11 protein-coding genes are annotated in these 13365 nt (G+C 72.6%); 8 read left to right on the top strand and 3 right to left on the bottom strand.

Annotation, left to right across the window (positions count from 1 at the left end):
* The first annotated feature begins 144 nt into the window (after positions 1-144).
* The 7 genes from mtrA to secA all read left to right on the top strand — a co-directional run bounded on the left by mtrA (position 145) and on the right by secA (position 10726).
* Positions 145-837: an MtrAB system response regulator MtrA gene (gene mtrA / locus ACZCAH_RS00110; protein ID WP_329747868.1), complete on the top strand. Its 693-nt coding sequence runs from the start codon at positions 145-147 to the stop codon at positions 835-837.
* Between the two features lie 14 nt (positions 838-851).
* The gene (gene mtrB, locus ACZCAH_RS00115) at positions 852-2645 is read left to right on the top strand and encodes an MtrAB system histidine kinase MtrB (RefSeq protein WP_464339154.1); all 1794 of its coding nucleotides are present in this window, start codon (positions 852-854) and stop codon (positions 2643-2645) included.
* Positions 2642-4345, top strand: coding sequence for an LpqB family beta-propeller domain-containing protein (locus ACZCAH_RS00120; protein WP_464339155.1), 1704 nt, complete (start codon positions 2642-2644; stop codon positions 4343-4345). The genes mtrB and ACZCAH_RS00120 overlap by 4 nt, the downstream gene beginning before the upstream one ends.
* A gap of 92 nt (positions 4346-4437) precedes the next feature.
* Positions 4438-5295: a phosphoribosyltransferase family protein gene (locus tag ACZCAH_RS00125; RefSeq protein ID WP_464339156.1), complete on the top strand. Its 858-nt coding sequence runs from the start codon at positions 4438-4440 to the stop codon at positions 5293-5295.
* Positions 5296-5441: 146 nt separating this feature from the next.
* Positions 5442-6119 carry a ribosome hibernation-promoting factor, HPF/YfiA family gene (gene hpf, locus ACZCAH_RS00130; protein WP_464339157.1) on the top strand — a complete coding sequence of 226 codons (678 nt, stop codon included), beginning with the start codon at positions 5442-5444 and terminating at the stop codon, positions 6117-6119.
* A gap of 74 nt (positions 6120-6193) precedes the next feature.
* Complete coding sequence (locus ACZCAH_RS00135) at positions 6194-7546, top strand: winged helix-turn-helix domain-containing protein (protein ID WP_464339158.1); 1353 nt, start codon at positions 6194-6196, stop codon at positions 7544-7546.
* A gap of 99 nt (positions 7547-7645) precedes the next feature.
* Entirely contained in the window at positions 7646-10726 is a 3081-nt protein-coding gene (secA, locus tag ACZCAH_RS00140; protein WP_464339159.1) for a preprotein translocase subunit SecA, read from the top strand.
* Positions 10727-10857: 131 nt separating this feature from the next.
* Here secA and ACZCAH_RS00145 read toward each other — a convergent pair whose 3' ends face one another.
* Positions 10858-11259 carry an Rv3235 family protein gene (locus ACZCAH_RS00145; protein WP_464339160.1) on the bottom strand — a complete coding sequence of 134 codons (402 nt, stop codon included), beginning with the start codon at positions 11257-11259 and terminating at the stop codon, positions 10858-10860.
* On the bottom strand, positions 11256-12140 hold the full coding sequence (locus ACZCAH_RS00150) for a LysM peptidoglycan-binding domain-containing protein (RefSeq protein WP_464339161.1): 885 nt from the start codon (positions 12138-12140) through the stop codon (positions 11256-11258). The genes ACZCAH_RS00145 and ACZCAH_RS00150 overlap by 4 nt, the downstream gene beginning before the upstream one ends.
* 187 nt (positions 12141-12327) lie before the next feature.
* Here ACZCAH_RS00150 and ACZCAH_RS00155 point away from each other — a divergent pair, with 187 nt between their 5' ends.
* Positions 12328-12885: a hypothetical protein gene (locus ACZCAH_RS00155; protein WP_464339162.1), complete on the top strand. Its 558-nt coding sequence runs from the start codon at positions 12328-12330 to the stop codon at positions 12883-12885.
* 21 nt (positions 12886-12906) lie between these two features.
* Here ACZCAH_RS00155 and ACZCAH_RS00160 read toward each other — a convergent pair whose 3' ends face one another.
* Positions 12907-13146, bottom strand: coding sequence for a helix-turn-helix transcriptional regulator (locus ACZCAH_RS00160; RefSeq protein WP_464339163.1), 240 nt, complete (start codon positions 13144-13146; stop codon positions 12907-12909).
* Between the last annotated feature and the right edge of the window lie 219 nt (positions 13147-13365).

A 13365-nucleotide genomic window follows, 5' to 3' on the forward strand; every position in this document is an offset into this window, starting at 1 on the left:
CGTCGATGTCTGCTGCCCCGCACAACCTACGGAACCGAGGGCCCTCCTCCGACCCGACCATCGTCGATCGGTCGGCGTCTTCGGGCGGCGTTCGACGCCCCCGGCCCACGCCGCTCCCCGGACCTGGGCCCGGCCGGTGGCACAATGTCCGACATGACGACGCCTTCACGGATCCTCGTGGTCGACGACGATCAGGCGATCGCCGAGATGGTCGGGATCGTCCTGCGCGGCAAGGGCTACGAGGTCGCCACCGCGCCCGACGGCGCCTCGGCGCTCGAGACCTTCCCGCGCCTGCGCCCGGACCTCGTGCTGCTGGACCTCATGCTTCCGGGCATGGACGGCATCGAGGTCTGTCGGCGGCTGCGCCGCGACTCCGGCGTGCCCATCATCATGCTCACCGCGCGCACCGACACCGCCGACGTGGTCGAGGGGCTCGAGGCCGGGGCCGACGACTACCTCACCAAGCCCTTCGAGCCGGAGGAGCTGGTCGCGCGGATCAAGGCCCGCGTGCGCCGCGCGGAGCCGCCCAGCACCGAGCAGCTGACGATCGGCGATCTCGCCATCGACGTCGACGGCCACGAGGTGCGCCGGGACGGCGAGCTGATCCCGTTGACCCCGCTCGAGTTCGACCTGCTCACTCAGCTGGCCCGCAAACCCTGGCAGGTCTTCACCCGTGACGTGCTGCTGCGCGACGTGTGGGGCTACCGCCACAGCGCCGACACCCGCCTCGTCAACGTGCACGTCCAGCGCCTGCGCTCGAAGATCGAGCACGATCCCGAGAACCCGCGGATCGTGGTGACCGTCCGCGGGGTCGGCTACCGCGCGGGCACCGCCTGAGCGGCGGTGAGCAGATGACCGGGGCGGGGAGCCCCGTGCCGTCGGCCGCGGCTCGCCTCGGGCGCGCCCTCGACCCGCGTCACTGGCAGCTCGCGCTGAGGGTCGTGGTGGTCACGACGCTGCTCTCGATCCTCGCGATGCTCGCCGTGGGCGCCTACCTGTCCTCCGTGATCGCCGACGGGCTGTACGAGCAGCGCCGCGACCGGGTGCTCGAGGAGACGCTCGAGGTGCGCACGGACCTCACCGACACCCTCACCGGCCTCGCCGGAGCCACGAGCACCCAGCAGCAGGACGCTTCCAACGCCTTCGTGCAGTCCGCCGGCGGGCCGGGCGGCGGGGATCGGCGCGAGGTCGCCCTCGTGCCCGTGGAGACCTCCGGGGTGGTGTTCCCGGTCGCCTCCTCCGACAGCAGCCTCTTCCAGGAGGTCGACGACGAGTTCGCGGCCGCCGTCGCCCAGCAGCCGGACCAGGTGCTGTGGCGCTCGATCGGCCGGGAGGGCGAGCAGGGCCGCACCGTCCCCGCGCTCCTCGTCGGCACGCGCGTGGTCGTGCCGGGCGTCGGCTCCTACGACCTCTACCTCGTCTTCTCGATGCAGGAGGAGCAGGAGACCCTCGCCTTCGTGCAGTCGGTGATCCTCGGCGGGGGCGGCGTGCTGCTGGCCCTTGTGGTGGGCATCGCGATCGTCGTCGCCCGCCTGGTGACGACCCCGCTGCGCCGCGCCGCAGTCGCCGCCGAGCGGATCGCGGGCGGCGACCTCCGGTCCCGCGTGGAGGTCTCCGGCGGGGACGAGCTGGCCCGGGTGGGCGTCTCGTTCAACGGCATGGCCGCGACCCTCGAGCAGAAGGTCGAGGACCTCACCGAGCTGTCGCGGGTCCAGCACCGGTTCGTCGCCGACGTCTCGCACGAGCTGCGCACCCCCCTGACCACGATCCGCATGGCCACCTCCGTGCTGCATGCCGATCGGGAGCATCTGCCCGAGGACCTCCGCCGGCCCGTCGAGCTGCTCTCGGCCCAGGTCGAGCGCTTCGAGGTGCTGCTCGCCGATCTCCTGGAGATCAGCCGCTTCGACGCGGGCGCCGCCCAGCTCGAGGCCTCCCGGGAGGACCTCGACGATCTCGTGCTGCGCGCCGTCGAGGACGTGCGCCACCTCGCGGGAGCCCGCGGTTGCCTGCTCGACGTGCGTCTCGCGGGGCACGGGATGCACGCCGTGGTAGAGGCACGGAGGATTGACCGGATCCTGCGCAACCTGCTGACCAACGCGATCGAGCACGGCGCGGGGAGCCCGGTGCTGGTGCAGACCGCCGGGAGCGAGGACGCCGTGGCCGTGGTGGTCCAGGACTACGGGCACGGGATCTCGCCCGAGGCGGCCCGAAGAGTCTTCGATCGGTTCTGGCGCGCGGATCCCTCCCGCGCCCGCACCCTGGGCGGCACCGGACTCGGCCTCTCGATCTCGGTCGAGGACGCCCGGCTGCACTCCGGGTGGCTCCAGGCCTGGGGCCAGGAGGGGGCCGGAGCGGTGTTCCGCCTGACCCTGCCCCGCCGCCCCGGCATCACCCTCGCCCGGTCCCCGCTGCCCCTGCAGCGTTCCTTCGACCGGGCCGACGCCGGGACCTACTCGACGACGCCGACGGGGGAGATCCGCATCGATCCCGCCCAGCTGCCCGCCCTGAGCGAGCTGTCCCCGACCGATCCGCCCGGTGCCGGCCCGAACTCCGTCTCCCGCCCGGCTGCGGGGACCTCGGGAGAGAAGAGCGGGAAGAGCGATACGAGAGAGGCAAGCCAGTCGGGAGAGGGAGGCCCCGGATGATCCCGGACCGTCGCGACCTCCTGCGCGCCGCGGGGGTGCTCGGAGTGCTCGGCCTCGGCGCGGCCTGCGCCCGCATCCCCACGTCCTCGCCGATCGACTCGCGGCCGCTCGAGGTCCAGGAGCGCCCCGGCGCGCCGTACGTCCAGGCCCTGCCGCCGCCGGAGGACGCCACCCCCGAGGAGGTGGTGTCCGGCTTCGTGCAGGCCGGCGTCGGCTCCGAGGACGACTTCGCGGTCGCCCGCGAGTACCTCACGCCGGATCTGGCCTCAGAGTGGGATCCGAGCGCCGCCGTGACCGTCTACTCCGGCAGCCAGGAGATCGAGGTCGAAACCCTCTCCGAGACCCGGCTCGTGCTGCATCTGCAGACCCTCTCGGTCGTCGACCAGCGCGGGGTGCGCAGCCTCCTGGCGAGCCCCCTCGCACGCGCGATCGAAATCGGGGTGGAGCTGGTCGAGGAGCAGTGGCGCATCAGTGACGTCCCCGACGGGATCTACCTCTCGGAGGCGGCCTTCGACACGTTGTACAGCCCCACCCGCCTCTACTTCGTCGACCCGCGGTCCGCCCACCTGGTGCCAGATCACCGCTGGTTCGCCGCGCAGCGGGGGCCGGCGGCGATCCTCGAGGGACTGCGGCAGGGACCGGTCGAGATGCTCCGCCCCGCGGTCCGCAGCGAGATCCCCGACTCCGCGGAGATCGCGCTCGCCGAGATCACCACCTCGCCCGACGGAACCCTCCAGGTGGTGGTGCCGGCCCCGATCACCGCCCTGCCCTCCGCGCGCCGAGCCCTCGCGCTCGCCCAGATGGAGGCGTCGCTGCGCTCCATGCCGGCGCTCGCCGAGGTGCAGCTGCTGCTCGACGGTCGCGCCGTGAACGACGACGAGGAGGCACGGATCGAGCGGGCTCTGCCCGGCCATCGACCCATCGCCGCCGGTCCCCGCGGGGTCGTCGCCCTGAGCGAGGTCGAGGCGGGAGCGGATCCGGTTCAGCTGGTCCCCGGGCTCGCCGGCCGCACCGTCAGCTCGCCGGTCATCGCGCCCGACGGGATCCTCGTCGCGGCGCTGGACACGGCCGGATCGACCGTCCTGGTGGCGTCGACCGACGGCTCGGTGCCCGTGCGCGACGCCGCGGCCGGCGGCAGCTTCGTGCCCCCGCGGCTCGACGACGCGGGCTACGCCTGGACGTCGACGCGCACGAACGCCGGGGCGCTGCTCGCCCTCTCCGTGCGGGACGCCCGGGGGGATGCCCGCATCGACGCCCCCTGGCTCGCCGGGCGCGAGGTGCGCGCGCTCGACCTCGCCGCCGACGCCACCCGACTGCTGGTGCTGTCCGCCGACGCCGGGGGCGCCCGCGTCGATCTGTGCGCGGTGGTGCGCGATGAGGACGGGGCGCCCTCCTCCCTCACGGAGCCGGTGCAGCTGCGCACCTTCCTCGGGGATGTCACCCAGGCCAGCTGGTACGACGAGATCGCGATGATCCTCCTCGGCACGGACCCGAGCACCGGGGAGCAGCGGGCCCTGGTGGTGGACTTCGCGTCGGGGAGGGACCCGCTGCCCTCACCACGACCCGGCACCGACCGCCTGGCCGGCACCGTGATCGCCGAGGCGATCTGGGCGGGCACCGACACCGGACAGCTGCTGCGCAGCGACGGCCAGACCTGGAGCGAGATCCCCCTCGAGGCGAGGGACCCGTCCTTCTACTGACCCGGGGCGGATCGTTCCTCCCCAGGGTGCCGTCATCCACCGCCGCGACCGATTCCCGGACGCCGCGGCGCAGGATGCGGTGGGATCGGGCCATGCGCACCGCCGATCCCACCGCACCCGGCCCCTCGGACCGGGAGGAGCGCGGGTTCCTCGCCGCGGCGGGGGAGTGGGCGCGGCAGGTGCTCGCCCAGACCTGCGGTCTCGTCGCGCCGCGCGACTGTCCCTGCGGGACCGAGGGAGCGTGGCTCTGCGCCGCGTGCCGCGCCCTGCTGAGCGTCCCGCCGGTGCGGGTCGATGCGACCTGCGACGCGCTCCAGCAGCTCCACGCCGCGCGGGTACGGGACGAGGGACCCCAGGCCCCCGCGGGGGTGGACCACGTGCCGCTGCTGCCCGTCTGGGCCCTCGGCGAGTACGGCGGGGACCTCCAGCGGATCGTCCTCGCCTGGAAGAACGGCGGCCGCCTGCACCTCGGCCCCGACCTCGCGCAGGGACTCGCCCCGGCGGTCACCGCGATCACCCGGGCCGCGGGGCTCCTCGACGACGGGCCGCAGCCGGACCTGGTCCCCGTCCCGTCCCGGCTCGCCGCCCGGCTGCGCCGCGGCGAGGACCACACCGCCGAACTGGTCCGCGAGCTCGCGGCGCGGGGCCTGGGCCGGCCCCTGCTGCTGCGCGCGAGCCCGACGAACACCCAGGAAGGATTGGGATCTCGGGGTCGGCGCCGCCGCGGGATGCTCCTCGATGAGCGGGCCGGCCGTCGCGCTGCCCGGCGGGGCGCCCCCGTCGTGATCGTCGACGACGTGGTCACCACCGGGGCGACGCTGCGCGCCCTGCACGGTGCGCTCACCGCGGCGGGGCTGGAGGTGCTCGGGGCCGCGGTGGTGGCCGCCGCGCGGATCCCAGCCCCCGTCGGCCTCCCCGGCGGAGGGAATCCGGGCTCACGGGACCATTGATCAGCGAACACCCCGGAAGACGTGGCATGCTTATGCGACTCGTCACACACAGACGATCCCCCTCTCGCCAGGAGGTGCGCACCCCAGCCGAAGAGCCACTGCGGCCGGGCTCCGAGCGGCCGCCCCTGATTGGAGGAGAGAACCTCATGGAGATCAATGTCGTCGGACGCCACATGGACGTCCCGGATCGTTTCCGCCGCCACCTCGCCGAGAAGCTCGACAAGGTCACCCAGCTCGCCCCCGGGGCGCTGCGGGTCGACGTCGAGATCTCGCAGGAGAAGAACCCCAGGCAGACCGAGCTCAGCGATCGCGTCGAGCTCACCGTGCACGACAACGGCGCCGTCGTCCGCTCGGAGGCCCGGGCGGACGATCTCTACGGTGCCCTGGACATCGCCTACGGGAAGCTGCTCGAGCGTCTCCGCCGCGCCCGCGACCGTCGCAAGGACCGCCACCGCGGCCGCGACAAGGCCCATCAGGGCGCCGGCGCGTCCGTCCGCACCATGCCCGCGGACCAGGAGCTGCCCGAGACCCTGCAGCCGGCGAGCGCCGGCGCCCCCGCCCCGGAGGATGCCCCGGAGGCGGAGAACCCGCCCGCCGAGGGCGTGGACCTCGCCGAGGCCGGCAGTCCCGTGCTGATCCGCACCAAGAAGCACCCCGCCACGCCCATGAGCGTCGAGGACGCCCTCTACCGCATGGAGCTCGTGGGTCACGACTTCTTCTTCTTCATCGACGCGGAGTCCGGCCGGCACAAGGTGGTCTACCGCCGCCGCGGCTTCAACTACGGCGTGATCGAGCTCGACGGGGACCTCCAGCCCGCCGGCTGAGCCTCGTCGACGTCCGGCCGGGAGGAGCGACTCCGCCCTCCCGGCCGGCTCGCGTCCGGACCTCGGAAGGACCCATGACCCGCACCCTCACCTGGACCGCCGCCCGCCGCATCGCCCTGCGCTCCCAGGGGATCGGTCCGGCCCGCCGGCACGAGGAGCCCTCGGCCGCCGTGAGCCGTCGCGCCCTGCGGCGCACCCTCGACCACACCCACCTGCTGCAGATCGACTCCGTGAACGTCTTCGCCCGCGCGCACCACCTCCCGGTCTACACCCGGTCGGGTGCCTGGGATCCGGCGGTGCTGGACCGCGCCTCCCGACCCGGCCGCGGACGGCTCGTCCACGAGGCCCTCGCCCACGAGGCGGTCTACACCACCGAGGAAGTCCACTCCCTGCTGGACTTCCGCCGCCGGGCCGTGGCGCAGCGCGACTGGGGGACTGTGCGCGAGGCGGCCGAGGCCTCCCCGCGCCTGCTGCCCCGCATCGTCGCCGCCCTCGAGGAACTCGGTCCCTCCAGCGCCGCGGCCATCTCTCGCCGTCTCGGCGACACCGAGCGCGGCGAGGGCTGGGGCTGGAGGCGCACCTCGAGCCAGTGGGTGGTCGAGTACCTCTTCCGCGCGGGTTGCCTGGACTGCGTGGGGCGCAGCGCGCAGTTCGAACGGCTGTACGTCGCCGTCGACGACGCGGCCGAGCGCCTCGCCGAGCTCGCGGCCGGCGGCACCTCGCAGTCCGGGATGGTCTCTTCCGACGTGGCAGCGGACGCCTCGACGGATCCGGGCGACCTCGGTGCCCGGCACGAGTCCGAGGTCCGAGAGCTCGTCGCGCGGGCGGCTCGCGCGCTCGGGATCGCCGAGATCAGCTCGCTCGCCGACTACTTCCGCCTGCGCACCGCTCAGGTGCGCCCCGCCGTCGAGGAGCTCCTCGCCGGCGGCGTGCTGACGGAGACCGTGGTCCGGCACCCGGCGGGGGACCGCACCCTGCTGCTGCACCGTGACGCCCCGGGGGCGTCGCCGCTGAGCGTCTCCGCGCTCGTGAGCCCCTTCGACCCGATCGTCTTCCACCGCCCCCGTCTGGCGCATCTGTTCGACGTCGACTACCGTATCGGGATCTACACGCCCGCCGCGAAGCGCACGACCGGCTACTACGCGCTGCCCTTCCTGCACCATGACCTCTTCCCGGCCCGCGTCGACCTGCGCGCCGCCCGGGACCGGGGCGTGCTCGAGGTGCGCGGTACCTTCCGCGAGCCGCTGCCCCATGTGCCCGCCGCGCGTCGGCCCGACGAGGAGGGGATGCTCGACGCCCTCGCCGCGGAGCTGCGCCACGCCGCACGCTGGCAGGGGCTCGACACGCTCGAGGTCGCCGTCGGTCCGGGGACCGGCTCGCTCTCGGCACCGCTGCGGGAGCGCCTCGCCGACGCCCGGGCGTCGTGACGATCGCCCCACCGCGTCACCCGCTCCGAGGGGGACGCTTACGATGGGTGAGCACCATCGCGCCCGGACGGGCGCCGATCAACGGATACGGGAGCACGAGTGGCACACCTCTTCGACAGGATCCTGCGCGCCGGTGAGGGCCGCGAGGTCCGCCGGCTCGAGTCCATCGCGCGGAAGGTCGAGCAGGCCGGCGAGGTCTTCTCCGAGCTGACGGACGAGGAGCTGCGCGCGGAGAGCGACCACTTCAAGGAGCGGCTCGAGGACGGAGAGACCCTCGACGACATCATGGTCGAGGCGTTCGCCGCCGTGCGTGAGGCGGCCGACCGCACTCTCGGCCAGCGCCCCTACGACGTGCAGGTCATGGGTGGTGCCGCGCTGCACCGCGGCCGCATCGCCGAGATGAAGACCGGTGAGGGCAAGACCCTCGTCGCGACCCTCCCTGCCTATCTCAACGCGCTCGCGGGCAAGGGCGTGCACGTGGTGACCGTCAACGACTACCTCGCCGGGTACCAGAGCGACCTGATGGGCCGAGTCTTCCGCGCCCTCGGCCTGACCACCGGCGTGATCACCTCGGGGATGACCCCCGCGCAGCGCCGCGAGCAGTACGCCGCGGACATCACCTACGGCACGAACAACGAGTTCGGCTTCGACTACCTGCGCGACAACATGACACTGACCCCGGCGGACCGGGTCCAGCGCGGCCACTTCTTCGCGATCGTCGACGAGGTCGACTCGATCCTCATCGACGAGGCCCGCACCCCGCTGATCATCTCCGGCCCCGCGGGCGGGGACGCGAACAAGTGGTACGCCGAGTTCGCGAAGGTCGTGAAGCTGCTGCGCCGCGACCGCGACTACGAGGTCGACGAGAAGAAGCGCACCGTCGGCGTCCTCGAGAGCGGCATCGACAAGGTCGAGGACCACCTCGGCATCGAGAACCTCTACGAGTCCCTCAACACGCCGCTGATCGGCTTCCTGAATAACGCCATCAAGGCGAAGGAGCTGTTCAAGCGCGACAAGGACTACGTGATCCTCAACGGCGAGGTGCTCATCGTCGACGAGCACACCGGCCGCATCCTCGCCGGTCGCCGCTACAACGAGGGCATGCACCAGGCCATCGAGGCGAAGGAGGGGGTGAAGATCAAGGCCGAGAACCAGACCCTCGCCACGATCACCCTCCAGAACTACTTCAAGCTCTACGACAAGCTCTCGGGCATGACCGGCACCGCGGAGACGGAGGCCGCCGAGTTCATGAACACCTACAAGCTCGGCGTGGTCCCGATCCCGACGCATCGCCCGATGCAGCGCGAGGACCAGCCCGATCGCATCTACCGCACGGAGAAGGCCAAGTTCGACGCGGTGGTCGAGGACATCGTCACCCGGCACGACCGCGGGCAGCCGGTGCTCGTGGGCACCACCAGCGTCGAGAAGTCCGAGTACCTCTCGAAGCTGCTGACCGCGCAGGGCGTGACGCATGAGGTGCTCAACGCCAAGAACCATGCGGGCGAGGCCGCGATCGTCGCGATGGCGGGTGCGAAGGGCGCCGTCACGGTCGCCACCAACATGGCCGGCCGCGGCACCGACATCATGCTCGGCGGCAACATCGAGTTCATGGCTCATGCGGATCTCGCGGCGCGCGGGCTGGACGCCGAGGAGGACCCGGAGGGGTACGAGGCGGCGTGGGACGAGGCCCTCGAGGCGGCGAAGGAGCAGGTCTCCGAGCAGCACGACGAGGTCGTCGAGCTCGGCGGGCTGTACGTGCTGGGTACCGAGCGGCACGAGTCGCGCCGCATCGACAACCAGCTGCGCGGCCGCTCCGGGCGCCAGGGCGATCCGGGCGAGTCCCGCTTCTACCTGTCCCTGCAGGACGACCTGATGCGCCTGTTCAACGCGGGCGCCGCCGAGTCGCTGCTGGCCCGCGGCGGCGTCGACGAGTCGATTCCGCTCACCGGCCGGATGGTGTCCGGGGCGATCCAGCGCGCGCAGAACTCGATCGAGTCCCGCAACGCGGAGATCCGTAAGAACGTCCTGAAGTACGACGACGTCCTCACCAAGCAGCGCAAGAAGCTCTACGAGGAGCGATCGCGCATCCTCGAGGGCGAGGAGCTCGATGAGCACATCGAGCGCTTCATCGAGGAGGTCATCGGCGGCATCGTCGACGCCCACACGAAGGGCGTGAACCCCGAGGACGTCGATCTCGAGGAGCTGTGGGGCGCCCTGCGTCCGGCGTTCCCCGTCTCGATCACCGCGGACGAGCTGATCGAGGAGGTCGGCGGCAAGGAGAACCTCGGCGCCGACGTCCTGCGCGAGGAGATCCTGGCGGATGCCCGCGTCGCCTACGAGCGGCGCCGCGAGGAGCTCGGCGACGAGGGCCTCGCGCAGCTGCAGCGGCGCGTGCTGCTCTCGGTGATGGACCGTCGCTGGCGCGAGCACCTCTACGAGATGGACTACCTCAAGGAGGGCATCGGCCTGCGCGCCATGGCCCAGCGCGATCCGCTCATCGAGTACGAGCGCGAAGGCCATCTGATGTTCAACGACATGATCGCGGGCATCAAGGAAGACGTGGTCGGCTACGTCTACAACCTCGAGGTGAAGGTCGAGAAGACCGAGCAGGTGGTGCCGAAGGCGGTCAGCGACCTGCTGCGGGCGACCCGGGGCGGGGTCAAGGCGGCGGGAGCCGCCGCGGCCGGCGCGCGAGCAGGTGCCGCGGCGGCGGCCACGACGACCGACGCGTCGGCGTCGTCGGCCTCCGCGACCGGCGAGTCCGGGACGGCCGACTCCGACACCGATGCTGACTCCGAGGGCGCGGCCACGTCGACGGACGAGGAGACCGCGGGCACGGACGAGGCCGCCGCGGGGAAGGGCGCCGCCGACGAGGAGGGCGCCAGCGAGGAGGCGGCCGACGCGAGCTCCTCCGGTTCCGTGCGGATCGTCGCGAAGGGGCTCGATGACGGCCCGTCCGCCGGTCAGCTGCGCTACAGCTCCGCAGAGGGCAGCGGGGTGCAGGACTCCGGCACGCTCACCCGTGCTCAGCGTCGCCAGCGGGAGCGGCAGCAGCGCCAGGACACCACCGCGGAGAACACCACCCGCACCACCCCCTCGGACAAACCGGAGGGCGCACCCAGCCAGGCCGGGGCGAACCGGACGCAGCGACGCCGCGCGAGCAAGCGACGCCGCGGCTGACCCAAGCCCGACGCGCCGACCCGCGAGAGAGGAGGGCCAGTCCACCATCTGGTGGACCGGCCCTCCTGCCGTGACGAGACGGCGCGGAGATCCTCACCGAGCGGGAGCCGCTCGGCCTCCGCGCCGCGAGGTCACCCGATCTCGAGCACCGTGACCCGCCATCCGGAGTGCCGCAGCTCCCAGCGCATGGCGAGGAAGCGGCTGCGCTCCGGCTCGCGCACCACGCAGCTCGCCTCGACGGTCCGTTCGTTGACGATGCAGGTGCGCACCCCGGTCACCTGCACCCTCTGCACCGGGGCGTATCCGGTGGTCGCGCGAAGTCGCCGGGTCAGGGCGGCACGGCGGGCGAGCATCGAGGTGACCTCGGGGGTAACGATGCGGGACAGCGCGTTCTCGGGCCGCATGTCGCGCACGATCTCGATGGCGTGGCGCGCGACCGCCTCGACCATGCGCTGGACCTGTCCGGGATCGTCCGTGCGCTGGGGCCCGGACTGCTCCCCGGTGTGTGACGGTCGGTGGTCGATGCTGGTCATCGCTGCTCCTGGGGGGCGAGGGAGGTGGGCACGATCAGTTCCTGCCCGGGTCGGATGAGCTCGGGATCGTCGCCGATCCTGTCGCGATTGAGGTCGTACAGCAGGGGCCAGGCGGTGGCTACGTCCTGCGTGCTGTCGGCGCCCGGGCCGAGGAGATCGTCGGTGAGGCTCCACAGCGTGTCCCCGGGTGCCACGGTGATCGTGCGCGCGGGGGGCGCCGAGGATCCGGGCGAGCTCGGTGGCGGAGGGGAGATCGGGGTCGGCTCAGGGACGGCGGGGTCCTGCGCGGACTCGGGCGATGCCGTCTCCCAGCCCAGGGGCGGGAGGTCCTCGGCCTCCGGGACGTCGTCCGGGGCCGAGGAGGGCTGCGACCGCGCGGCCGGATCGCCGGACGGGGACTCCGTCGGCCCCTCGGACGGAGCCGCGGGCCGCAGCTCCGCGGCGACCGGGATCGGGCGCGGGGCCTCCTCGGGATCGGTCGACGGGGAGGCGGCGAGCACCGGTCCGAGCGCGAGACCGGTCGCGGCGGTCGCGAGCGCGGCCCCGAGCGTGATCCGGCGGGCGATGCGCGGGGCGATAACTCGCAGGGCGACGAGCAGGGTGCGGCCGGTGCGGCTGGCGGGGCCGGCGATCAGGATCAGGCCGGCGAGCGACCAGATCACCGCGAGGTACAGGCAGAGGAGCGCACCGAGCGCTGCGGTCCCGGCCAGGAGCATTCCCTGGAGGGCTGTGGCGGGGTCGCCTGAGCGCGCGCTCGGCAGGAGGACCGACACCGCGGCCGTCATACCCGCGGTCGCGAGGGCGGCGAGGACGGCCCCGCACAGCAGACCCCCGGGACGTGTCCTGACGCTCTCGGCGTCGTCGTTATGGTGCTGCTCCATCGGATCCCCCTGACCCGTCGTGACACCCGGCCTGCGGATCGTGTCATTTGATGCAGTTTGGTGTCGATCGATCTCTTTCCTGGGAACATAGTGTGGATTGGGACACCACGCAATGGTCCTTTAGTGCCATGTGGACGACGGCGGCTCCGCGCCCCGGCCGCAGGAACGGGGCTCTACAGTGGCGGTCATGGCTGACGACCCGCACCTCGACCGGCTCCTCGAGGACCTCTCGGGGCGCCTCGCGCATCAGGAGCGGGAGGAGATGCTGGCGGTCTCCGAGGATCTGGCCCGCGCAGAGCGGGCGCAGCTGACCCTCGCTGACCGTCTGCGGGCATCGCTCGATCGTCCCGTGGTCCTCCAGCTGAGCGAGAGCCTGCGCCTCTCCGGTCGGGTCGAGGAGGTCTCGCCCTCCTGGATGACCCTTCGGGAGGATGGTGCTGGACGGGCCTCGCTGGTGCCCCTGACCGCGATCGTGCTCCTCGAGGGGCTGAGCGCCCGGGCGCGTCCGCTCGAGGAGTCGGCGCTCGCGCCGCGCGGACTGGGGGCGATGCTGCGGGGCATGGCGAGAGATCGCGCCACGGTCCGGGTGGAGACCAGGTCGGGTGGGATCACGGGGCGGATCGCCGATGTCGGGGCCGAGCTGATCGACGTCGTGTCGCTCCCGACGGGGGAGCGGTCCTCGGTCCCCGGCTCCTCACGCCTCAGCGTGGTGCTCTCGTCGATCCTGGCGGTGCGTCCCCGCTGAACGGGCAGCGGTCCGGAGGGATCAGACCCCTCCGCGGATCGAGCGGTGCTCGGCGGCCCGCTCCTCCTCGAGGATCTGGGCGGTGGCGGCGTAGCTGCGCTCGATGTAGGACTCGATCTCCGTGACCTCGACCCGCCACTGGCCGCGGCCGCCGACCTTGATCGCTCGCAGCTCGCCGGAACGGACCAGGGCATAGGCCTGCGAGGCGGAGATCGACAGCATCTCGGCCACGTCGGACAACGGGATGAAGCGGGGCGCCACCACTGCTCCTTCCGACTCCTGCCGGCTCTCGGGATGCTCCGGCGACTGCTACTTCGACTGCGTCACGGATAGTCTCACAGCTTTCCGAGCATTCCGTGGGGGCGCTGTGGACAACCGGTCCGGCCCCGTGCGGCGCCGAGGTCATGGCGCTCCGGCCCTCTGGTTGTCCACAATCCTCTCCCCGTCGGCCTCCCGTCCCCTCGTCCTCCCGTACTCTCC

Source organism: Brachybacterium sp. B718/18, assembly GCF_055454375.1.

Excerpts from the sequence above, each read along its gene's own strand:
- ACZCAH_RS00150 (WP_464339161.1), bottom strand. The coding sequence starts at position 12,140 with ATGGAGCAGCACCATAACGACGACGCCGAGAGCGTCAGGACACGTCCC.
- mtrA (WP_329747868.1), top strand. The coding sequence starts at position 145 with ATGTCCGACATGACGACGCCTTCACGGATCCTCGTGGTCGACGACGAT.
- ACZCAH_RS00135 (WP_464339158.1), top strand. The coding sequence starts at position 6,194 with ATGACCCGCACCCTCACCTGGACCGCCGCCCGCCGCATCGCCCTGCGC.
- ACZCAH_RS00155 (WP_464339162.1), top strand. The coding sequence starts at position 12,328 with ATGGCTGACGACCCGCACCTCGACCGGCTCCTCGAGGACCTCTCGGGG.
- hpf (WP_464339157.1), top strand. The coding sequence starts at position 5,442 with ATGGAGATCAATGTCGTCGGACGCCACATGGACGTCCCGGATCGTTTC.
- ACZCAH_RS00125 (WP_464339156.1), top strand. The coding sequence starts at position 4,438 with ATGCGCACCGCCGATCCCACCGCACCCGGCCCCTCGGACCGGGAGGAG.
- ACZCAH_RS00120 (WP_464339155.1), top strand. The coding sequence starts at position 2,642 with ATGATCCCGGACCGTCGCGACCTCCTGCGCGCCGCGGGGGTGCTCGGA.
- mtrB (WP_464339154.1), top strand. The coding sequence starts at position 852 with ATGACCGGGGCGGGGAGCCCCGTGCCGTCGGCCGCGGCTCGCCTCGGG.
- ACZCAH_RS00145 (WP_464339160.1), bottom strand. The coding sequence starts at position 11,259 with ATGACCAGCATCGACCACCGACCGTCACACACCGGGGAGCAGTCCGGG.